Source organism: Planctomycetota bacterium (assembly GCA_035574235.1).
Taxonomy (GTDB): domain Bacteria; phylum Planctomycetota; class MHYJ01; order MHYJ01; family JACPRB01; genus DATLZA01.
On record DATLZA010000079.1, the window covers coordinates 1 to 20,433 of the forward strand.

Sequence of the window (20,433 nt, forward strand, 5' to 3'; positions counted from 1 at the left end):
ATCAACATGAGGACGAAGACGTGCCCCGCCGCATCCCCCGCCCGCCGCGCGAACGCCAGAAGCGCCACGTTCACGCCGTCGAGCATGAGCTCCACGGACATCAGCACGATGAGCAGGTTCCGCCGCGCCAGGGCTCCGTACGCCCCCACGGCGAAAAGCGCCGCGCTCAGGATGAGGTATTTGGAAATCACAGTTTCTTCTTGGCCAGAACGACGCCCGCGAACATCGCCACGAGAATAAGCACCGAGATGAGTTCGAAGGGGAGCGGGTGCCCCACGAAAAGAGCCTTCCCCACCGCCTCCACGCCGCCGTATCCCGGAGGAACCGCCGCCGCGGCGGCTTCCCGTTCCCCCAGCCGCGGGTCCGCCAGCGCCGGGACCGCCAGCGCCGCGAAGAGCGCGGCGCACAGGGCCGCCGCGCCCCACCGCGCCGTCGGCGGCATCTCCCGTCCCAGCTCCTCCGGGCCGAGATTCAGCAGCATGATCACGAAGAGGAAAAGCACGAGGATCGCTCCCGTGTAGACGATGACGTGGAGAGCCGCCAGGAAGGGAGCCTCGAGCTTGAGGTACACGACCGCCAGCGCCAGGAAGCAGACGAGCATCCAGACCGCGCTGTACACGGGGTTTCTCCGCGTCACGGTCAGCACCGCGGCGGCCACCGCGATCCCCGCCGTCGCGAGGAAGACGGGGTCGCGCGCCGCATCCCGCAGGACCGCGCCGGCGGACTCAGCGATTGAGAAGCTTGTGGATGTCGTAAATCTTCTCCTCCCGCGACGTCGCGATCCGGTTGAAGGTGGGGGTCAGCTCGATCGCGTCGCAGGGACAGGCCTCCTCGCACATTCCGCAGTAGATGCACTTGAGGAGGTCGATGTTGAAGACGACGGGGATCTTCTCCCGGTCCGGCCAGGGCGAGGGCCCCGCCACGATCTGGATGCACTCCGCCGGACAGGCGGTCTGGCACATGAAGCACGCCACGCACTTCATGCGCCCCTGCTCGTCCTTCTTGAGGCGGTGTTCCCCGCGGTAGCCTTTCCGGGGAACATGCACTTCCTCGGGATAGCGGACGGTCTCCTTGGGCAGAAACATCCGCCGCACCGTGCGCCGGAGGCCCTTGAGCACCGCCGGGATGTACAGTTTCACCATCCAGCGAAGCCAGAGCTGCTTGAGCCGCAGACCCAGCGTCACGGCCGACCTCCCGTCCCTACCCCGATCGCGGCCACCAGCATCACGTTGGCCAGCGACACGGGCACCAGGACTTTCCATCCGAGATTCATGAGCTGGTTGTACTTGAAGCGCGGGAGCGTCCAGCGGATCAGGATGTAGACCATCAGGACCGCCAGAACCTTGGCCACGAAGACCCCGACCGAGAGCGCTCCCGCGGCCCAGGAGGACGCCCCCGGATCCGTCACCCCCGGCAGATGCCAGCCGCCCAGGAAGAAGGTCACCAGAAGCGCGCTCATGAGCACCATCCCCACGTACTCGCCCATCATGAACAGCGCGAACTTGATGGCCGAGTACTCCGTGTGATACCCGCCCACGAGCTCCGCCTCGCATTCCGGCAGATCGAACGGCAGCCGGTTGTTCTCCGCCAGCGCCGAAACGAAGAAGAGGACGAAGGCCGTCACCCCGCTCGGCAGGAGCCAGGGATTCCCCCCGCCGAAGACGTTCCATCCGTTCTCGATCTGGCGGCGGACGATCACCTGCGGATCGATGCTCTCCGAGAACATGACGGCCGTCACGATGGAAAGCGCCAGAGCCAGCTCGTACGAGATGAGCTGCGCGGAGGCGCGCAGTCCCCCGAGGAGCGAATATTTGTTGTTCGACGCCCAGCCGCCGAAGGCCAGCCCGTACACGGCCACCGAAAGGACCGACATCGTAAAGAGAATTCCGACGCTGAGGTCGGCCACCTGGAGCGGTTCGTTTCCTATCCGGTTCCCGAAAGGAATCACGACCAGCCCGAGCGCCGGCGGCACGAGCACCAGAAGCGGCCCGCACACGTAGAGAAACCGGTCCGCCCCCGCCGGCCGGACGTCCTCCTTGAAAAGGAACTTGATGAGGTCGGCCAGCGGCTGAAGCAGGCCCCCGGGCCCCACGCGGTTGGGGCCGATCCGGCTCTGAATCCAGGCGCTGATCCTCCGCTCCAGCAGCACCAGGAGCGGCACCAGGCCCAGCACGAAAAAGCCCAGGACGAAGAGAATCTTAAGCAGGGCGGCCATCGATCCTCGCGCCCCGGGAACCCACCTTCCCGTAATCAAGCCCCGGCATCGCCTCGCGGAACACGGCTTCCGCCGGAAGGACCGCGCGGCGCTCCCCCAGCTCCACGAGCGCCTCCTGCAGCCATTCGATCTCCGGGCGCGCCCCCGGCGGAGGCTCCACGGCCTTGCGCGTCCGCTGAACGCGCCCGTCGCGGTTCACGAACGTCCCCTCCTTCTCCGCCCACGCGCAGCCGGGCAGGACCACATGGGCGGACGGCGTCAGCGCGTTCTCCAGAATGTCCGAGACGGCCACGAATTCCGCCCGGCGGGCCGCCTCCACCAGGCGCGCCGGCAGCGGAACGTCCGGAATGCCGTTGAGCACGACGATGCCGCGCGCGCGCCCGGATTCCAGAAGCTCCGCCGCCTTCGTCCAGCCGGCCGCGACCGCCTCGGGGCCGAAGAGGCGCTCCGCGTACGTCCGGTTCGGCGTCTTGTCGGGTTCGATCGCGAAGCCCCCCGGGAACGTCCGCCGCTCGCCGCGCTCCAGGGTCAGGAATCCCACCGCCTCCGCCCCCAGCGCCTCCATGAGCCTGCGGAAAAGCCAGAGCTCCTCCACCGTCTGGGCCGTCGAAACCACTCCCACGAAGCGCACCTTCCGTCCCGCGGCGGCGATCTCCCGCGCGGTTCCGACGCCGCGCGCCAGCCTCCGCTCCGACGCCACGTACCGGAAATTCAGGCGCCCCTCGTCGCACATCCAGTACTGGTTGACCTCGGGATTCGGCCGAGGCACGAGCCGCTTGATCTCGTTGTCGAGGACCGTGAACTCGACGTTGCACCCGCGGCTGCACGACGCGCAGACGCCCTCCTCCTTCTTGGCGAACCACACGCGCGCCGAGTACATGAAATTCTTGTCGATGAGCGCCCCGACCGGGCAGATGTCCACGACATTCAGCGACAGGGGGTTGTCGAGCGGCACTCCCGGGAAAACATCCACCACCGAGCGGTCTCCGCGGTTGACGACGCACAACTCGCCCGTGCCGGCGACCTCCTCGCAGAACCGGACGCACCGGGTGCACACGATGCACCGGTTGCCCCAGATCCGCACGTCCGGCCCCAGATCCTTGGTGTGCCGGATGACCTTGTCTTCCTCGAAGCGCGAAACGCCCCCGCGGTAGGCGTACGTGAAATCCTGAAGGTCGCATTCCCCCGCCTTGTCGCAGATCGGGCAGTCGAGCGGGTGGTTGATGAGCATGTATTCAAGCACGGCCTTTCGGCCCGCCTGGACCTCGGGCCCCTCGGTCGTCACCTCCAGCCCTTCGGTCACCGGGTACATGCACGACACTTCGAGCTTTCGGGAGTTGGACACCTTCACGAGGCACATCCGGCAGTTGCCGGCCGGAGTGAGGCCCGGATGCCAGCAGTAATGAGGGACGAAGACCCCGTGGTCGAGAAGGACCTTCAGGAGCTTGTCCTTCCCGTCCGCCTCGATGTCCTTCCCGTTGACCTTGATCTTAGGCATGGGCGAGCTCCCGCGCGACGCCGTGGCGGTGCGGGCAGGCCCGTCCGCGCGCGTGGGCCTCGAACTCGGCCCGGAATTTCTGGACGTAGCTGCGCGTGGGCATCGCGGCCGCGTCCGCCAGGACGCAGATCGTCCGCCCGCACATGCCCCAGGCGACCTCGTCGAGCTTATCGATCTCCTCGACGCGCGCCTTCCCCTCCTCGAACTTGGCGGCCAGCTTCTCGATCCATCCGGTTCCCTCGCGGCACGGCGTGCACTGCCCGCAGGACTCGTGGTGGTAAAACCGAAGGGTGTTCCAGAGAAGGTCCGCCATGCAGGTGTCCTCGTCGATGACGATGACCCCGCCGGAGCCGAGCATCGTCTTGGCCGCCTGGAGCGACTCGAAATCGAGCCGGACGGGCGGATCGGCGTGCACCTCGGCGGCCGTGAGCACCGGCGCCGAAAGCCCCCCCGGCACCACCGCCTTGAGCTTCTTTCCTCCCCGAATCCCGCCCGCCAGATCGTAGATCAGCTCCCGCAACGGGATTCCGAGCGGCACCTCGTAGTTCCCCGGCCGCTCCACGTGACCGCACACCGAGAAGATCTTGGGCCCCGGACTCTTCTCCGTCCCCATGGAACGGAACCATACGACCCCGTTTTTCACGATGTGGGTCACCGTGGCCAGCGTTTCGACGTTGTTGACGATCGTGGGACACCGGAAGAGGCCTTCGACGGCCGGGAACGGCGGCTTGATCTTCGGGTACCCGCGGTTTCCCTCGAGCGAGGAGAGGAGTCCCGTCTCTTCGCCGCAGATGTACGCCCCCGCCCCGCGGTGCAGCGTCACCCGGATGTCCCCGAAGAGGCCCGCCGCCTCCGCCTCGTCGATCGCTTTCTGGAGAATCCGGGCGCCCCGGACGAACTCGCCGCGGATGTAGATATAGCAGTCCTTGGACCGGATGGCGTACGCCGAAATGAGAATTCCCTCGAGGAGGGCGTGCGGATCCCGTTCGATGAGAATCTTGTCCTTGAACGTCCCGGGTTCCGATTCGTCCGCGTTGCAGACGAGATAGCGGGGCTTGTCGTTCTTGGCCAGGAACTTCCATTTCTGGCCCGTGGGAAAGCCCGCGCCGCCGCGGCCCCGGAGCCCCGACTGGAAGACGAGTTCGACGATTTCCTCCGGCGGCCGGCCGCTTCCCCGAAGGGCGAGCCACGTGTCGTAGCCCCCCCGCGCCCGGTAGTGGGCCAGGGTCTCGCTCCCCGGCTCCAGAACATGCTTGAGAAGAACCGGGGGATATTTGTGCCGCGGCACGGCGTAGACGGGCTCGGGCGCCTTCCAGGTCCCCTCCCGCATCCGCGCCAGCATCGCCTCGACGGATTCCGGCGTCACCCGGTCCACGTAGTCGCCGTTCACCTGCAGGCACGGCGCGGTGTCGCAGCTCGCCAGGCACTCGACCTTCTTGAGGGTCACGGGATCGTCGGGGCGCAGGAGCGACCTCAGGTGGTCGTGGATTTTTTCGCTTCCGCGCAGGGCGCACGGCACGGTGGAGCAGAATTCGACGACGTACTTCCGATCCGTAGGCCGGCGGTAGTGCGTGTAGAACGTGAAGACGCCGAAGACCTTCGCCGGCGGAAGGCCCAGAAGCCGGGCCACGTGGATCATTCCTTCCTCGTCCACGCACCCGAACTCGCGTTCCAGAAGCCGCAGCGCCGGAAGAAGCGCCGCTTCGCGCCGGGGATAGCGGGCGCAGATCCGTTCCAGCTCCTCTTTGACGGCGTCCGTGAACTCTCGGGTCACCGGTCGAGTTCCCCCGCGATGATGTTCAGACTGGACAGGACGGCCACCACGTCGCTCAAAAGCCCGCCCTCGCACATGGCCGGAAACGCCTGGTAGTTGTAGAACGAAGGCGGCCGCACGCGCCAGCGGTACGGCCGCTGGCTTCCGTCGCTGACGAGATAAAATCCGAGTTCCCCGTTGGGCGCCTCCGTGCAGGAATAGACCTCCCCCTTCGGAGGGCAGACGCCGTGACCGAACATGTAGTTCTTAAAGTGGTAAATCAGCCCCTCCATCCCCCCCGAGGGCGTATTCAGGGCGCTCTTCGGAGGGATCACGATCCGGGGGTCGTCCACCCAGACGGGACCTTCGGGCATGGCGCGCAGCACCTGATCGAGAATCCTGAGCGACTCGCGCATCTCCCGCATCCGGACGCGGTAGCGGGCGAAGACGTCCCCTTCCTGCTCCGTCACGACGTCGAACGCGTATTTTTCGTAGCCGAGATAGGGCCGCGCGCGGCGCACGTCATAGGGAACCCCGGCCGCGCGAAGGAGCGGACCCGTCAGCCCGTAGCTCACGCAATCGTCCCGGGAAAGAATGCCGACGCCGCGCGTCCGATCAAGGAAAATCCGGTTCGTGTTGAGCATGTCCTCGATCTCGTCGAGGACCTTCGAGCACTTGCCCATGAACGTGCGGCACATCTCCTCGAAATCCGGGGGAACGTCGCGGAGCAGTCCGCCCACGCGCGTGTACGAGGTCGTCAGGCGCGCGCCCGTGACGTTCTCGAAGATGTTGTAGAGGTTCTCCCGCTCGATGAAGGTCCAGAGCATCACCGAGAAGGCCCCCAGGTCCATCGCCTGCAGGCCCACCGAGAGGATGTGGTCGGCGATGCGCGACAGCTCGCAGAGGGCCACCCGGATCGCCGCGCACCGCGGGGTGACCTGGATCCCCATGAGCTCCTCGACCGCCACGGCGAAGCCGACGTTGTTGCAGAGGGGCGACAGGTAATTCATCCGGTCCGTGACCGTGACGGTCTGATTGTAGGTCCGATACTCGGAGATCTTCTCGAAGCCGGAGTGGAGATAGCCGATCTCGGCCTCCAGGCGCAGGACGCGCTCGCCGTCCAGCTCGATGATGGACCGCAGCGTGCCGTGGGTGGCCGGATGCTGGGGTCCGAAGTTGACGATCATCCGGCGCGTGCCGAGATCGCCTTCTTCCTCCTCCTCGATGAGGAGCGCCGGCCGGCGGGGCGTTTCGTCGCTCACGGGACGTACCTCGGAAAGTTCATGCGCTCGCCGCGGCCGGTGAGAGGATAATCCTTCCGGAGGGGATGGCCTTCGTAGTTTTCCGGCAAGAGGATGCGCTTGAGGTCCGGATGTCCCCGGAAGCGGATCCCGAAAAGGTCGTAGACCTCGCGCTCCGCCCAGGGGGCCGCCTTCCAGAGGGACGCGGCGCTGTCGATCTCGGGATCGGCTTCCGGAACGAAGGCCTTCAGCCGCGTGCGGACGTTGGCCTGCAGGCTGTAAAGGTTGTAGACCACCGCGAACCGTTCGGGCATCCCCTGATTAAAGTAATCGACGGCCGTCAGGTCGGTCAGCATGTCGAAGCCGCACTCGTCGCGCAGCAGACGCAGAATGTCCAGAATGCGGTCGCGGCGGACCTCGACCCAGCGCTGGCCTGCGTGCTCGCGCACCGCCAGCACCTGGTCGGCGAACCGCTCCTTGACCTTCTCGATCGGATCGTCCATCGGTTTCGGAAACGCCGGGCGGGCCCGGCGCGCCTCAGGGCTTCGGGGACGCGGGTTTCGGGCGCTGCGTCCGGCGCTCGATCTTCTTCTGGATCTCCAGGACCGCGTCGATGACGCTTTCCGGCCGCGGCGGACATCCGGGAATGTAGACGTCCACCGGGATGAAGCGATCGATCCCCTGGATCATGGCGTAGTTGTCGAAGATGCCTCCGCAGGAGGCGCACGCGCCCATCGCGATGCACCACTTCGGCTCCGGCATCTGTTGCCAGATCTTCAGGAGCACGGGCATCATCTTGAGCGAGATGCGCCCGGACACGATCATGAGATCCGCCTGACGCGGCGAGAAGCGGATCACCTCCGCCCCGAACCGCGCCAGGTCGTAGCGCGACGAGAGCGTCCCCATCAGCTCGATCGCGCAACAGGCCGTCCCGAACGGCATGGGCCAGAGGCTGTTCTTCCGGCCCCAGGCGACCACCTTCTCGACGGTCGTCGTCAGGACGCCCTCCGGAGGAAGCAGGGTCTCTACTCCCATTCGAGCGCCCCCCGCTTCCACAGGTACGCCAGGCCGTACGCCAGGACCGCCACGAAGACGCCCATCTCCACCAGTCCGGCGGGACCCAGCTGCTTGTACAGCACCGCGTAGGGAATCATGAAGACCGTCTCGATGTCGAAGAGAATGAAGAGGATCGCCACGAGGTAAAAGTGCACGCTGAAACGCCGGCGGGCGTCCGACAGAATCGGGACGCCGCACTCGTACGGATCGAGTTTCTCAGGCTGCTCGCGGCGCGGACCCAGCAGGCGGGAAAGGTTCACCAGGACGACCCCAAGTCCGACGACCAGGGCCGCATAGACTGCCACAATCGTCCACTGGTCCATGGGGTTTCCTCGGTGTTGCGCTATTCAAGCAAAAAGGCATCCTCGAGTCAAAGGTTGGGGCGGCGGGCGCCTCGCCCCTCGGCTGGCTCCCGCGGCGCGGAAGCGATAGAATGGAGCCGGTGAAGGAAAGCCTCCTCTACGACAAGCTCCCCGGCCGGAAGGTCCGCTGCAACGTCTGCGCCGTCCGATGCGTCATCCCGGAAGGCGACCGCGGCGCCTGCCGGACGCGTCTGAACGAGAACGGGACGCTCTATACCCTGCTCTACGGACTGACGAGCTCCGTGTGCGTCGACCCCATCGAGAAGAAACCTCTTTATCACTTCTATCCGGGCACCCGGATCCTCTCCATGGGCACCCGCGGCTGCAACTTCCGCTGCCCGGGATGCCAGAACTGGGAAATCTCCCACGACGCTCCCGACCGCTTCGGCGAAAACCTGGAACGGATGGATCCCCGCGAGAGCGCCCGCCTCGCCCGGCGCCTGGGATGCCAGGGCATCGGATGGACGTACAACGACCCGACGATCTGGCTCGAGCACACGCTGGAGGCCATGCAGGAGGCGCAGGCCCTGGGACTCTACACCGCCTACATGACCAACGGATACGCCACCGAGGAGCACCTGGAGCTCATCGGACCGTATCTGACCGCCTGGCGCGTGGACCTCAAGGGCTTTTCCCGGGAATCGTACAAGCAGGTCACCGGCCTGGCCCGCTGGGAACCCGTCCTCGAGATGACGCGACTGGCTTTCCATCGCTACCGAATGCACGTGGAATGCGTGACGAACGTCACCCCGACGATTAACGACTCCGAAGAGATCGCGCACGGGATCGCCGCCTGGATCCGAGAGAATCTCGGCCCGTTCGTGCCCTGGCATGTCACGCGATTTTTTCCCTACCTCGACCTCTCGCACCTGCCCCCGACGCCGATCCGGACCCTCGAACGGTTCTGCGAAATCGGCCGCCAGGAAGGGCTCAAGTACGTCTACATCGGCAACGTCCCCGGCCATCCCTGGGAGGATACGTACTGCCACGGGTGCGGGAAAGCGGTCATCCGGCGGCGGGGCTTCGCGGTCGCTCAAGCGGACCTCCGGGACGGCGCCTGTGCATCCTGCGGAACCGTCATCCCCGGGCGCTTCCAGACCCGGATCGACGCCACGACCGGCGAGCGAATCCCCGTCCTATATACATGAAGAGAAAGGCGAAGAGCGAAGGACGGGGAATCCCCCTCGCCGCCGCTCCAGGACGGAAGGGCTTCCTTCGTGACTTGATTCCCTGAACGGTTCCCGGAAGGATTTGCGGAAACTCGATCCCATGCCGGCCAAAATCTACTGCCCCTGCGGCCAGAAGCTTTCCGTGAGCGACGAGCTGCTCGGCAAGCACGTGCGCTGTCCGAAATGCCGCCGCGTGCTGGTCGCCCCTCAGCCGCTCCTCAGCCACACGGAAATCAACGAGCCTCCGGAGGACGAGGCGGAAACGAAGAAGATCCCGCCGGCGACGTCCTGACCGGGTCTTCGGCCAGCACCCTCCGGGCCGTCGCCCGGCCGTCGCGGACGCAATCCGGGATCCCGATTCCGTGGAAGCCGCTGCCGGCCACGTGAAGCCCGCACGGAAGCCGCTCTTCGAATTCCCGCATCCGCCGCTCGTGGCCTACCGCGTAGACCGGATTCCGGCGCGGCCAGACCCACGATCGCGCGAAGAGCGGCTCCTCCCGGAGCCCCAGAATCTCCCGCATCTCCTCGCGGGCGACCTCCTCCGCCCCCTCCCCTTCCCCCTTCACGAAACACCGCACGAGAAGGCGCCCCTCGGGCGCCCGGCCCTCGAACTTGCGCGACGACCACGTGCAGGCGAGAATCCGCCGCCCTTCGCTCCGCGGCACGACGAATCCCGATCCCTCGGGCACGTCCCCCGCCGCGTATCCAAGCGAAACCACCGTCGTCGAGACGTACTTCACCTCCGGAACGCCCGGCCAGAGCCGCGCCGCCTCGTAGGCCGGGACGGCCAGGACCACCGCGTCCGCCTCGATCGCCCCGTCGGCCAGCCGCACGCGCCAGGAAGGCTCCAGGCCGAGCACCTCCTTTCCCGTCAGAATCGTCACCCCCTCCAGGCGCGCCACGAGGCGGTCCACAAGTTCCCCGATCCCGCCGCGCAGGGAAAGAAAAGGGCTCACGTTTCCCGAGGGAGGCGCCCGCCGGAGCGCCCGGATGAGGCTTCGATGTTCCCGCTCCATGTCGGCGAACCGCGGGAAGGTCGCCCGAAGCGAGAGTTCCTCCGCGGAGGCGACGTAGATCCCCGCCATCAGCGGCTCCGCCAGCTTTTCGAGCGCTTCCCGCCCCAACCGGCGGCGGACGAACGAGGCGAGCGATTCGTCCTCCACGTCCGGACCCCTCGGGAGCACGAGATCCATCGCCATCCGAAGCTTGCCGCGCCAGGAGATCAGGCCGCTTCTGAGGAAAGGCCCCATCTTGGAGGGCACCGTGAGGAAGAGGCCCTCGGGCAACGGATGGAGCGACCCGCCCGAAAGGACATAGACCCGCCGCGCGCGCGAAGGGATCAGGCGATCCGCCAGCCCCAGCTCCTCGCAGAGCTCCCGCGCCCACGGTTTGGTCGCCAGAAAGGAGTCGGGCCCCCCTTCGACCAGGAATTCCCCCACGCGCTCGGTGCGGACGACGCCGCCGAGCCGGCGGTCGCGCTCCACGAGCGTCACGCGGGCCCCTCCGCGGGACAGCTCGTACGCGCACGCGAGGCCCGCGATCCCCCCGCCGACGACGACCACGCGCTTCACGCGAGATGCTTCCTCACCGCCCCCGCCATCGCCTCGACGAGGAGCGGATGGGCGTTCGGCATCGGCAGCCGCTCCCAGACGAGCCCCCGCGCCTCCGCCTGCTTCCGATGAAGAATGTCGAGATCGTACAGAATCTCCACATGGTCGGAGACGAAACCGATGGGCGCCACGCTCACCCGGCCGCGCAACGACCCCAGGACTTCCGGAATCTCGGGGCCGAGCCAGGGAACCGGCGACGGACTGCGCGACTGGTAGGCCAGAGCGTGAGGCCCCGAGGCGATCGCCCGGACCATTTCCGCCAGCTGGGTGGGATACGGCTCCGCCCCCTCCGCGGGAATCGAGTGCGCCGTGAACAGCACGAACTCCCGCCCGCGTGTCGCCTCCCTCCAGTATTCGAGAAGCGGCGGCTCCAGATGCCAGTGGGACACCAGCGCGCAGGGCATCCCCGTGCGGCGGAGCTCTTCGTGATACGCCCCCACGCTCACCCGCGCGTACTGCGGCGCCAGAGCCAGCCCGACAAGCCGTTCCACTCCCTCGCGCCGCGCCTGCTCCACCGCCTCGCGGATGGTCGGCCGCCAGTGGCGCATCCCCACATACACGGGAATCCCGAGTTTCTCCTGAAGCGCCTGGGCCTGCCGCCGGGTGACCTCCAGGAGGGGCGACCGCCCGCCGATCTGCCGGTAACGGTCCTGGAATTCCGCCACCAGAGCGGGTGTCGGCGGCCGGCGCGTCAGAATCCCCCGCAGGAATTCCTCCATGTCTTCGAGGCGGTCCGGCGACCCGTGCGCCATGAGGAGAACGCCCGTCCTCATCGACGTGTCCTCGCGTGCACGTGCTCGATCACGGCGGCGACGTTTTCCTCGGGCGTTTCGGGAAGAATCCCGTGTCCCAGGTTGAAGACGTGTCCCGGGCGGCCCGCGGCCCGCCGGAGGACATCGTCGGTGCGCTGAAGGAGCTCCTCGCGGGATCCCAGCATCGCCTGAGGATCCAGATTCCCCTGCACCGCCACGCCGTTTCCCAGACGCGCCCACGCCTCGTCGATCGGCCGCCTCCAGTCCACCCCGATCGCGTCGCCGCCCGCCTCGCGCATGAGCTCGAGAAACTCCCACGTCCGCGTCCCGAAATGAATCGACGGCACCGGCAAGGAGGCAAGGATCCGCCGCGAATACGGAAGGACGTGGCGCCGGTACTCCTCTGGGGAAAGGACCCCGACCCAGCTGTCGAAAAGCTGCACGGCGTCGGCGCCCGCGGCCGCCTGGGCCTTCAGATGCGCCGAAACCGCGTCCGCCAGCTTGTCCATCAGGCGCGGCCAGGCCGGGGTCGCCATGAGCGCCCGCGTGCGGGCGTAGTCCTCGGACGGTCCGCCTTCGACGAGATAACTCGCCAGCGTGAACGGCGCCCCCGCGAATCCGAGAAGCGGAACCCGGATCTCGCGCTTGACCATCCGGATCGCCTCGAGCACGGGGCGAAGATCCCGGTCCGGCTCCACGGGGCGCAGCGCTTCGACGTCCCGCTCGGTGGCGACCGGATTCCGGATCGCGGGCCCTTCGGAGCGAACGAACTCCACGCCGATCCCCATGGGTTCCAGAAGAAGCAGGATGTCGCTGAAGATGATCGCCGCGTCGAGATCGGGGAACCGCCGGAGCGGCTGAAGGGTGACCTCGGCGGCCAGCTCCGGAGTCCGGCAGATCTCCAGAATCGTGTGCCGCCGGCGGACCTCCCGGTAGGCGGCCATGTACCGGCCCGCCTGGCGCATGAACCACACCGGAGTGCAGTCCACGGGCTCGCGGCGAAGCGCCCGCAGAAGCCTCACCGCAGGAGCCTCCGCACGTATTCCTTGAACCCGCGCATGTCGTCCGGCGGCTCGCCCGGACCCAGAACCAGCGGCCCGTCTTCCGGCGCCGGCCGCAGCCCGTGGCTTCCGCGCACGCGCGACGCGTCCAGGGGAACAATATCCATCCGGTAACGGAATCCCAGCTTCTTCTGGGCCAGGCGGAAGAGCGCGCGCGCCTTCGAGGTCATGAAAAGCTCGCACGGATCGTAGCCGGGCTTCCGATGGATGTCCACCGTGGGGGCGAAATCCGGAGCGCGCGCGTCGTCCAGCCAGTAGGGGTAGGCGAACCAGGCGTCGGGTTCGGCCAGCGCCACCAGCTCCCCCGACCGCGGATGATCCAGCTCCAGCTCCCGGGGTTCCGCCACGCGGTCCACGCCTTCGAGCCCCTCGAGAACGCGGCGAACCTCCTCCACCGGCGCGCCGCGGAGATAGACGTGCGCCAGCTGATGGTCGGCGACCGCGAACGCCTCCGATCCGAACGTGTCGAGCATTTCCCCGAAGGGGCCGTCGCGCACCGCCAGCCACCCCTCGCGCCGCAGCGCCCGGTTGATGTAGACCGGCTTCGAAACGGGCACGAGGCCGTATTCGGAGACCACGACCACCTGCGCCCCGATCCGGCGCGCCGCGTCGATCACGATCCCGGCGCAGGCATCCGCCTCCGCGACCCGGGCGGGATCTCCGGGGCCGTGGCGCTGGTAATCGTAATCGAGATGCGGAAGATAGACGAGGGTGATTTCCGGCCGGCGCTCCTCGAGCACAAGCGCCGCCGCGCGCGCGATCCACCGGCTGGAGGCCAGTCCCGCCGCCGGCCCCCAGAAAGCCGGAAAGGGGAACGGTCCGAGCCGCGCCTCGAGATTGCACTCCGTGCGGTCGATGATCCCGAAGACCTTGGATCCGTCGCAGCCGTAGTGCGGCTTGGGGGTGACGCTCCACGCCACGGGGGCCCCCTGGTTGAACCACCAGAAGATCTTCGCCGTGCGGAAACCGGCATAAAACGGTTCCCCCTGGAGGAGCGAAAAGGACTGCTGCCAGAACCGCACCTCCAGGGTGTCGCGGTACAGCCATCCGTTGCCCACGATGCCGTGCCCCGAAGGGGCGAGTCCCGTCAGCATCGTGGCCTGGGACGTCAGCGTCACGGCCGGAAGCGGGCTCTTCCACGGACGCGCCCGTCCCAGCGCGGCGATCCGCGGCGCGGAGGCCAGAAGACGGGGCGTCAGACCCACGACGTTCAGGATGCACAGGGAAGGCATGGCCCGAAGTATACCATGACCCGATGGGGTCTCCGACGCCTTCCCGCCCCCGCCGGAACGTCCTCGCGCGGGCCGCTTGCCTCCGGCAGACGAACCGGATAATCTGAGCGCCATGAAACTCCTGGCCGCGACGCTCCTGGCGGCGGCTCTTTCCGCCTGCGCGGCTTCCGATCCCGATCCGCGCCCCGTGGCGATCGACCCGGTGTGCCTGTGCAACGGAGACCTGGGCTGCATCCGCGTCCGCGTGGACGAGCGCACGCCGCGGGCGGAATACGCGGGCCGGACGTATTATTTCTGCGCCGAGTCATGCCGCGAAGCCTTCCTCAAGGATCCGGCCCGTTACACGCGCCCGGAGCCGGGACGCTGAGGGCCCTTCCGGCCGGACCGGACGATCTGGACCTCTTCGACTCGCTCCGCGAGCGCCGCTGTCCCCCCGGCCGCTTCATCGGCGACGGCTGGCGGGTGGTCTCCAAGATGATCGAGCGCGGGGCCGCGGAACGCATCCTTTGTACGCCGGAGTGGCTCGAACGCCTGGCGCCGCTCCCCGGCGTCGAAATCCGGACGGCTCCGAAGGAAACGCTCGATCGGCTCGTCGGTTTCCGGCTGCATCAGGGAATCATGGCTCTCGGGCGGATTCCGCCAGCTCCGCCGCGCGTGGAGGGAACGCTTCTGGTGGCCCTCGACGGACTTTCGAACGCGGAAAACGTGGGGGCGATTCTGCGAACCTGCGCGGCCTTCGGGGCGGACGGCGTTCTCGTGGGTCCCACCACGGCCTCCCCGTGGCTTCGCCGCGCCGTGCGGGTGTCGATGGCCGCGCCGCTGCAAGTGCCGGTTCACTTCGTGCCGGATCTTCCGGAGGCGCTGCGTCCTCTGAACGCCTGGGCGGCCGACCTGCGCGGCGAGCGCCGGTCCTATACGGACGTCGATTACACCGCTCCGGTGTGTCTGGTCCTCGGCGGCGAGGACAAGGGAGTGACGCCGCCGGTCCGGGCGGCCTGCCGCGGAGCGATCGGGATTCCGATGGCGCCGGGATGGGACTGTCTGAACGTGGCGGCCTGCGCGGCGGTTCTGCTGGCGGAAGCGCGCCGCCAGCGGGCGGCGCGCGTTACTTGATCCAGCCTTCCTTGCGGGCGGCCTCGAGCGTGGCTTCCGGCGACGCCAGAAACTCTTTCCGGCAGGAATTTCAGCAGACGTAGTAGGTCTTGCCCTGGTAGCTCACCTCGATATCCCCCGTGCCGCCGGTGACGACGCACTTGGGGCGCTCCGCGCGCACGAAGGGGACGCCCTTCTTCGTGAACTGATAGGAGAAAACGGGACGCCACGCCTTGGCGCCCGCCTCGCGGCGCTCCAGGGTGCCGAGGAACCGGTTGTCCCGCAGGAACTGCAAGGTCAGCCGCTCGCGGCCGCCGGAGGAGTCCTGGGACTCCTCGAGCTTCAGCTCCCGCCCCGCCCAGGACCCTTCGAAGACGGCGGGCGCCCCCGAGACGCGCACCGTCTCCAGGCGGTACACCTTTCGCGTCAGGTCGTAACCGAGGACGCCTTCCTTGAAGACGCGGCTTCCCTTGGCCGAAAACCGGAGGGCATAAAGATCCCCTTCGATGCGATACTCCCAGGCCTGCTCCTCTTCCCAGGACTGATCCCGCCGGATTTCGTCCGTGACCAGGACCTTCCATTCGCCCACGAGAAACTGCACGGGGCGCATGGCTTCCTTGGTCGTGCGGGGCTCCCCCTGGAGCGCCAGCAGCGCCAGCGCGAAGGCGGCCTTCATGCCCTTTTAACCCCGGAGCCGGGCCGACGTTGCGGTCACTTGCTCTCTTTGAGCTTCTTGAGGGTTTCTTCCTTCTCCTTGAACCACTTTTGCGCCTGGGGCAGCTCGCCGAACTTCGCCTTGAGAGCCTTGAAACCCGCCTCGAACGCGACGGCGTCCTTTTTCTCCTCCGCGCAATCCATGAGGAGGATCCAGTAGGCCTGCACGGCGTCGTCGGACGTCGGAGCGGCTTTTCCGGCCTTGTACATCTCGTAGAACTTCTTCCCCGCCTGCTCGGCGCCCTCGTCGTTTTGAATCGCACGCACCGTTTCAAGGATCGTGGCGTTGGTCAAGGCGACCTCGAACCGGGTTTTCTGCTCCGCGGAGAGCGTGCCGAGCCCCCCGACCTCCCGTTCGGCGTCGCCCACCTTCGCGTGGCCCAGGTCGAGCCGGGCGATCAGGTAGTCGAGCTTCGCCCCGGGGTCGCCCGTCTCCGCCTTCTTGCGAAGCTCGAGGAACGCCCGGACCTTCTTGCCCGTCTCGCGGAATCCGTCGGCATCCCGCGCGCCCTCGTGCTTGGCCAGGACGTTCCCCTCGGCGTCCAGGAAGACGAGGTACGGGAAGCCCATTCCCCCCTTCTCCATGAGAAGGTTCTGGTGCTTGTCCCCGGGAACGCGGGACATGATGTTGCAGTAGAGAACGTAATCCTTGGAGAACTCCACGAACGCGTCCGTCAGGAGGGCGCCGCCCTCCAAAGCGTTGCAGGGGGGTCAAGGCGCGTAAGAGCGCGTGAAGTAGGCGAAGATGACCCGTCCCGTCTTGCGGCTCTCCTCGAGCGCCTTGTCGTAGTCCGTGATCCAGGCCGCCTTGGAAAGGAAGGGGGACTTGAGCTTCTGATCCCGTTTCTCCTCGAGCGACTGCTGGGCCGCCGCGGCGGACCCGAGCGCCAGAAGCGCCAGCGCTCCGCGGAAAAGATGTCTCACAAGCGTCTCCTTAAAACCCCCGTCATCCTACCCGGTGCCGTCCGGAAAGAAAACAAGAGTTCCGCGGGATTCCCCGTCGCGCAGGAGAACCGCCGCCGGGACCGGACCCCGGCCCTCCCGCGCGCGCCGGTTGGCCCGGCGCCATTCCCCCAGCGGATCGGCCGCTTCCTCCAGCCGGTAGCGTCCCTCCGCGACGCGCCCTTCGGCCAGGGCGCGCAGGTCGTCCGGCCCGAGACCGGGGCCCGATCCCCGGTCTTTGCGGTAATAGCCTCGAACCGCGCCCAGCCGAAACGCGCCGAAGTCCCGGTTCTCCTGCACGCAACGCCGTTCCGCCCGGGCGAGATCGCGCTCCCGCTGCCGGGCGGCGCCGGCCCGGATCGCTTCCACGATGCGCCGCAGGCGCGCCCGGTCCACTTCCTCCGCGTCCAGGTACCCCCGGAGAAACCGCAGGCGATCCGTCCGCGAGAGACGCGGGATGCGGTTCATCTTGGCCAGCGCTTTCCAGCGCGCTCGTTCCGGAACCCGACCCCCGTAGATTTTCAGATGCTCGAAGTCGATCAGCCGGAAACGGCCTTCCCGCACGAGAACATTGGTGGGGTTGAAGTCGTACTGGGTGATCCCCGCGTCGTGAAGCCGCCGGGCGAAACGCCCGTACGCGCGGCAGAGGCGCCGCCGCTCGGCGGGAACCGTCGCGTCCGACAGAAGGACCTCCTGAAGCTGCGCCCATCCTTCGAGCTTCTGGAAGGCCACCCACGGCGCCGGGCCGCGATCCCGCGCCGCCGCCACGGGAACGCAGGGAATCCCCCGCCGGACGACTTCGCGCGAGCGCGCGAGTTCCCGTGCCGCCTTGGAGCCCAGGACGGCCCCCTTCAGGCGCCGCAGCGCGGAGCCCGGCTTGTAGAACTTCACGAGATACGTCCGGCCGCCCCAGGAGTATTCCACCGTGCGCTTGCGCCGCAGGTCCTTGACGACACGGGCGCCGGCCGATTTGCGCTCGAAGTCGTGGAAGGCCTCCAGATGCTCCTCGTCCGCCCGCGTTCCGTCCCTCAGGGTCGCGGTGCGCGGCTCCGCCTCGCCCGAGAGTCCCCATCCGCGCGGGCCCCCGCAGAGCTGCCACCCCAGCACCGCGGCGGTTTCGATCCACCGCTGGGGCACGCCCGGCGCCCAGAGCGTCAGGGTCTGGCCCAGCAGCTCGAACAACGTCCGGACCGGAAAGAGCGCCCGCAGAACGGGATAGGCGGCCGGACGGTTCTTCCGGAAGAACGTGAAGAGGGAGCGCGTGTACTCGATCCGCGCGCGGATCCGGACGCGGTCGCGGGTGCGTCCCTGGAGGTGGACGACCCGCGCGGACGGCACGAAGACCACGCGCGCGCCCGCCCGCCGCGCCCGCAGGCACCAGTCCGTTTCCTCCAGGAAGAGAAAATACGCTTCGTCCAGGGGCCCGATCCGTTCGATGAGATCCCGCCGCACCAGCATGCAGGCGCCGATAACGGACTCCACGTCGAGCGGCGCGGCGATCTCCCGGTGCTTGCTCGGGAACCGTCCGGGAAAGAGCCGCCGCAGGAGGCTTTTATTGAGGAACACCGTGGCCAGGGATGGGAAGTTGTCGAAGGAATGCTGACGGCGGCCGTCCTCGTGGAGGAGCTGAGGGGCGCAGATCCCGACGTCCGGATGGGTATCCATGAACCGGACGAGTTCCTCGAGGGCGCCGGGCGCCAGGCGCGCGTCGTTATTGAGCAGGCACACGTACCGGCCCCGGGCCTCCTCGAGCGCGCGGTTCACGGCGGCGGCGAAGCCGCGGTTGACGGAATGGCGAAGCAGGCGCACGGAAGGAAACCGCGCCGCGATCGTCTCGGGCGAGCCGTCCCGCGAGCCGTTGTCCACGACGATCGTCTCGGCCGCCGGCGGAATCGTCTCGAGGCACGCGGGGGTCAGGTCCCCGCCGTTGTAGTTGACGACGACGACGGTGACGTCCGGCCCGCGGCTCACGGCGCCGCCCTTCCCTTCTCCCAGAGCTTGACGTACCGCGCGAAGATGTAGAAAGCGGAGCCCACGGCGATGACGAATCCGGGGAATCCGTCGAGGAATCCGAGTTTCCAGACGTAGCACTCGAAGAATTTCCAGGGCGGGTGGAAGATCGCCTGAAGGATCGAAGGCTTCTTTCCCTGCTTCAGGTACTCGGCGACGACGACGTCGGAGAAGTGGTTGATGATCCGGATCTGGTGGGCGAAATCGCGGTAGGTGAAGTGGTGGAGGTCCGCGTCGAGGCGACGGACGGGTCCGTCGGGGATGAGTTTGTCGTGCGGATCCACGCCGCCCCAGCGGGCGCGCCCCCTGCGGATCACGCGCAGCTTCCAGTCCGGGTACCATCCGCCGTGGTTGATCCAGCGGCCCAGGTAATGCACATGCCGGCGCACCTCGAACCCGGCCAGCCCGTCGGCGGAAGGGATCTCCCGGAGGATGGCCTCACGGAGCTCCGGGGTGCAGCGCTCGTCGGCGTCCAGACAGATCACCCAGTCTCCGGTCGTCCGGTCGAGCGCGAAGTTCTTCTGGGCGACGTAGCCGGGCCACTCGTGGAAGATCACCTTGTCGGTGTAGCGCCGCGCGAGCTCGACGGTGCGGTCCGTGCTTCCGGAATCGACGACGACGATCTCATCGCACCACGAGACGCTGCGGAGGCAGTCCTCGATGTTGTGTTCCTCGTTCTTGCAGATGATCGAGGCCGAGATGCGGGGTCTCATGGGAGTCCCCGGGATGGTAGGGGATGCGCCGCGCGGCGTCAATGGCGACGGCCCGTTCCCGAGGACCTTGATTTTGTCCCCGGGCGGCCTACAATTGGACGGGCATGCTTTCGACTTTCACCCAGGAACAACTCTCCCGCCTCGGCCCGACGGATCTGTCCGACGAACTGGAGCGCGGGCGGATCGTATGCTTCCCCGAGTGTCCCGTGAAGCTTCCGGCGCCGGAGGACCTGGCGTTTCTCCGGGAGGAGATGCCCCGGCACCTCAAGCTCAAGAACATCAGCTACCACCCGGAGGCGGACCGCATCTTCGGGATCAAGGGCCAGCGGGACATCGTCGAGCGCGCGCGCCGCATCCTTAAGGAGCACAGCGCCCGCGTGCAGGAGTTCCTGACGCGGGCGATTCCCACGCTGGCCCGGGGCTGGCAGCCGGGAACCTCGAGTTTCCGGCCGCTTCAGGAGCGGGGGCGGAACCTGTCGCCGCATGCGTCCAATGAGCTGATCCACGTGGACGCGGGGGCCTACGGGGCCACCCACGGGGACCGTATCCTCCGCTTCTTCGTCAACGTCAATCCTTCCGAGGATCGGGTCTGGACCTCGAAGGGCGCCTTTCCGGAGCTTTACGAGCGGTACGGCCGCCAGGCGGGAGTGGCTCCCTCCAACGGAAAGGGGCCGCGCCTCGAGGAGGGATTTCTCGATCGCCTGCGGACCGCGACGGTGAAGGCCCTGGCGGCGGTGATCCCCCCGGCGCGCCTTCTGGATTCGTCGCCCTACGATCGGGCGATGCGGCGTTTCCACAACTTCATGAAGGACACGCCGGAGTTCCAGGCGGCCCCGGAGGGCCATCGGGAATTCGCCTTCAAGCCCTTCTCCGCGTGGATGGTGTTCACGGACATGGTGAGCCACGCCTGCATCTCCGGGCAGTATGCGTTCATCGACACCTTCATCGTGCCCCTGGCCAACTGCCGTCTGCCCGAGCTGGCGCCCATCAACATCCTCCGGGGGCGTTGAGGG

General features: G+C 67.5%; 24 protein-coding genes. 5 read left to right on the forward strand and 19 right to left on the reverse strand.

Annotated features, from left to right (window positions below; genetic code table 11):
* From nuoK to VNO22_07005, 10 genes are all read right to left on the reverse strand, one after another.
* A partial coding sequence (gene nuoK / locus VNO22_06960; protein ID HXG61092.1) for an NADH-quinone oxidoreductase subunit NuoK occupies positions 1 to 191 on the reverse strand: 191 nt, incomplete at its 3' end.
* A complete protein-coding gene (locus tag VNO22_06965) occupies positions 188 to 658 on the reverse strand; it encodes an NADH-quinone oxidoreductase subunit J (GenBank protein ID HXG61093.1) in 471 nt (156 codons plus the stop codon). The genes VNO22_06965 and nuoK, both read right to left, overlap by 4 nt.
* Positions 659 to 725: 67 nt before the next feature.
* A complete protein-coding gene (locus VNO22_06970; GenBank protein HXG61094.1) occupies positions 726 to 1,184 on the reverse strand; it encodes an NADH-quinone oxidoreductase subunit I in 459 nt (152 codons plus the stop codon).
* On the reverse strand, positions 1,181 to 2,215 hold the full coding sequence (locus tag VNO22_06975; GenBank protein HXG61095.1) for a complex I subunit 1 family protein: 1,035 nt from the start codon (positions 2,213 to 2,215) through the stop codon (positions 1,181 to 1,183). Before VNO22_06975 ends, VNO22_06970 begins: the two co-directional genes overlap by 4 nt.
* Positions 2,199 to 3,713, reverse strand: a complete 1,515-nt coding sequence (locus tag VNO22_06980; GenBank protein ID HXG61096.1) for a 2Fe-2S iron-sulfur cluster-binding protein — start codon at positions 3,711 to 3,713, stop codon at positions 2,199 to 2,201. The genes VNO22_06975 and VNO22_06980 overlap by 17 nt, the downstream gene beginning before the upstream one ends.
* Positions 3,706 to 5,487: an NADH-quinone oxidoreductase subunit NuoF gene (nuoF, locus tag VNO22_06985; GenBank protein ID HXG61097.1), complete on the reverse strand. Its 1,782-nt coding sequence runs from the start codon at positions 5,485 to 5,487 to the stop codon at positions 3,706 to 3,708. The genes VNO22_06980 and nuoF overlap by 8 nt, the downstream gene beginning before the upstream one ends.
* Positions 5,484 to 6,728: an NADH dehydrogenase (quinone) subunit D gene (gene nuoD, locus VNO22_06990; protein ID HXG61098.1), complete on the reverse strand. Its 1,245-nt coding sequence runs from the start codon at positions 6,726 to 6,728 to the stop codon at positions 5,484 to 5,486. The genes nuoF and nuoD overlap by 4 nt, the downstream gene beginning before the upstream one ends.
* Positions 6,725 to 7,210, reverse strand: coding sequence for an NADH-quinone oxidoreductase subunit C (locus VNO22_06995; protein ID HXG61099.1), 486 nt, complete (start codon positions 7,208 to 7,210; stop codon positions 6,725 to 6,727). The genes nuoD and VNO22_06995 overlap by 4 nt, the downstream gene beginning before the upstream one ends.
* A 34-nt stretch (positions 7,211 to 7,244) precedes the next feature.
* Positions 7,245 to 7,742: an NADH-quinone oxidoreductase subunit B family protein gene (locus tag VNO22_07000; GenBank protein ID HXG61100.1), complete on the reverse strand. Its 498-nt coding sequence runs from the start codon at positions 7,740 to 7,742 to the stop codon at positions 7,245 to 7,247.
* Positions 7,733 to 8,086 carry an NADH-quinone oxidoreductase subunit A gene (locus tag VNO22_07005; GenBank protein ID HXG61101.1) on the reverse strand — a complete coding sequence of 118 codons (354 nt, stop codon included), beginning with the start codon at positions 8,084 to 8,086 and terminating at the stop codon, positions 7,733 to 7,735. Before VNO22_07005 ends, VNO22_07000 begins: the two co-directional genes overlap by 10 nt.
* Positions 8,087 to 8,205: 119 nt before the next feature.
* Between VNO22_07005 and amrS the strand changes: the two genes are divergently transcribed.
* Positions 8,206 to 9,273: an AmmeMemoRadiSam system radical SAM enzyme gene (gene amrS, locus VNO22_07010; GenBank protein HXG61102.1), complete on the forward strand. Its 1,068-nt coding sequence runs from the start codon at positions 8,206 to 8,208 to the stop codon at positions 9,271 to 9,273.
* 121 nt (positions 9,274 to 9,394) lie between these two features.
* On the forward strand, positions 9,395 to 9,586 hold the full coding sequence (locus VNO22_07015; GenBank protein ID HXG61103.1) for a hypothetical protein: 192 nt from the start codon (positions 9,395 to 9,397) through the stop codon (positions 9,584 to 9,586).
* Here the strand turns inward: VNO22_07015 and hemG are convergent.
* The 4 genes from hemG to VNO22_07035 are packed head-to-tail and all read right to left on the reverse strand — an operon-like array spanning position 9,528 to position 13,949.
* Positions 9,528 to 10,865, reverse strand: coding sequence for a protoporphyrinogen oxidase (gene hemG, locus VNO22_07020; protein HXG61104.1), 1,338 nt, complete (start codon positions 10,863 to 10,865; stop codon positions 9,528 to 9,530). The genes VNO22_07015 and hemG overlap by 59 nt on opposite strands.
* Complete coding sequence (hemH, locus tag VNO22_07025) at positions 10,862 to 11,677, reverse strand: ferrochelatase (protein HXG61105.1); 816 nt, start codon at positions 11,675 to 11,677, stop codon at positions 10,862 to 10,864. The genes hemG and hemH overlap by 4 nt, the downstream gene beginning before the upstream one ends.
* Positions 11,674 to 12,678: a uroporphyrinogen decarboxylase gene (hemE, locus tag VNO22_07030; protein ID HXG61106.1), complete on the reverse strand. Its 1,005-nt coding sequence runs from the start codon at positions 12,676 to 12,678 to the stop codon at positions 11,674 to 11,676. The genes hemH and hemE overlap by 4 nt, the downstream gene beginning before the upstream one ends.
* Positions 12,675 to 13,949 carry an alkaline phosphatase family protein gene (locus VNO22_07035; protein HXG61107.1) on the reverse strand — a complete coding sequence of 425 codons (1,275 nt, stop codon included), beginning with the start codon at positions 13,947 to 13,949 and terminating at the stop codon, positions 12,675 to 12,677. The genes hemE and VNO22_07035 overlap by 4 nt, the downstream gene beginning before the upstream one ends.
* 112 nt (positions 13,950 to 14,061) lie before the next feature.
* On the opposite strand from VNO22_07035, the gene VNO22_07040 reads away from it, so the two are divergent.
* A complete protein-coding gene (locus VNO22_07040) occupies positions 14,062 to 14,316 on the forward strand; it encodes a YHS domain-containing protein (GenBank protein ID HXG61108.1) in 255 nt (84 codons plus the stop codon).
* The gene (locus tag VNO22_07045; protein ID HXG61109.1) at positions 14,256 to 15,062 is read left to right on the forward strand and encodes an RNA methyltransferase; all 807 of its coding nucleotides are present in this window, start codon (positions 14,256 to 14,258) and stop codon (positions 15,060 to 15,062) included. The genes VNO22_07040 and VNO22_07045 overlap by 61 nt, the downstream gene beginning before the upstream one ends.
* A 70-nt stretch (positions 15,063 to 15,132) precedes the next feature.
* On the opposite strand, the gene VNO22_07050 is transcribed toward VNO22_07045, so the two are convergent.
* Genes VNO22_07050 through VNO22_07070 form a run of 5 tightly spaced genes read right to left on the reverse strand, consistent with a single transcriptional unit; the run spans position 15,133 to position 19,420 of the window.
* The gene (locus VNO22_07050) at positions 15,133 to 15,717 is read right to left on the reverse strand and encodes a hypothetical protein (protein HXG61110.1); all 585 of its coding nucleotides are present in this window, start codon (positions 15,715 to 15,717) and stop codon (positions 15,133 to 15,135) included.
* A gap of 35 nt (positions 15,718 to 15,752) precedes the next feature.
* A complete protein-coding gene (locus VNO22_07055) occupies positions 15,753 to 16,418 on the reverse strand; it encodes a hypothetical protein (GenBank protein ID HXG61111.1) in 666 nt (221 codons plus the stop codon).
* A gap of 48 nt (positions 16,419 to 16,466) precedes the next feature.
* Positions 16,467 to 16,679 carry a hypothetical protein gene (locus VNO22_07060; protein ID HXG61112.1) on the reverse strand — a complete coding sequence of 71 codons (213 nt, stop codon included), beginning with the start codon at positions 16,677 to 16,679 and terminating at the stop codon, positions 16,467 to 16,469.
* Between the two features lie 27 nt (positions 16,680 to 16,706).
* Positions 16,707 to 18,668: a glycosyltransferase gene (locus VNO22_07065; protein ID HXG61113.1), complete on the reverse strand. Its 1,962-nt coding sequence runs from the start codon at positions 18,666 to 18,668 to the stop codon at positions 16,707 to 16,709.
* The gene (locus VNO22_07070; GenBank protein ID HXG61114.1) at positions 18,665 to 19,420 is read right to left on the reverse strand and encodes a glycosyltransferase family 2 protein; all 756 of its coding nucleotides are present in this window, start codon (positions 19,418 to 19,420) and stop codon (positions 18,665 to 18,667) included. The genes VNO22_07065 and VNO22_07070 overlap by 4 nt, the downstream gene beginning before the upstream one ends.
* A 104-nt stretch (positions 19,421 to 19,524) precedes the next feature.
* On the opposite strand from VNO22_07070, the gene VNO22_07075 reads away from it, so the two are divergent.
* Complete coding sequence (locus VNO22_07075) at positions 19,525 to 20,430, forward strand: Kdo hydroxylase family protein (GenBank protein HXG61115.1); 906 nt, start codon at positions 19,525 to 19,527, stop codon at positions 20,428 to 20,430.
* The last annotated feature ends 3 nt before the right edge of the window (positions 20,431 to 20,433 follow it).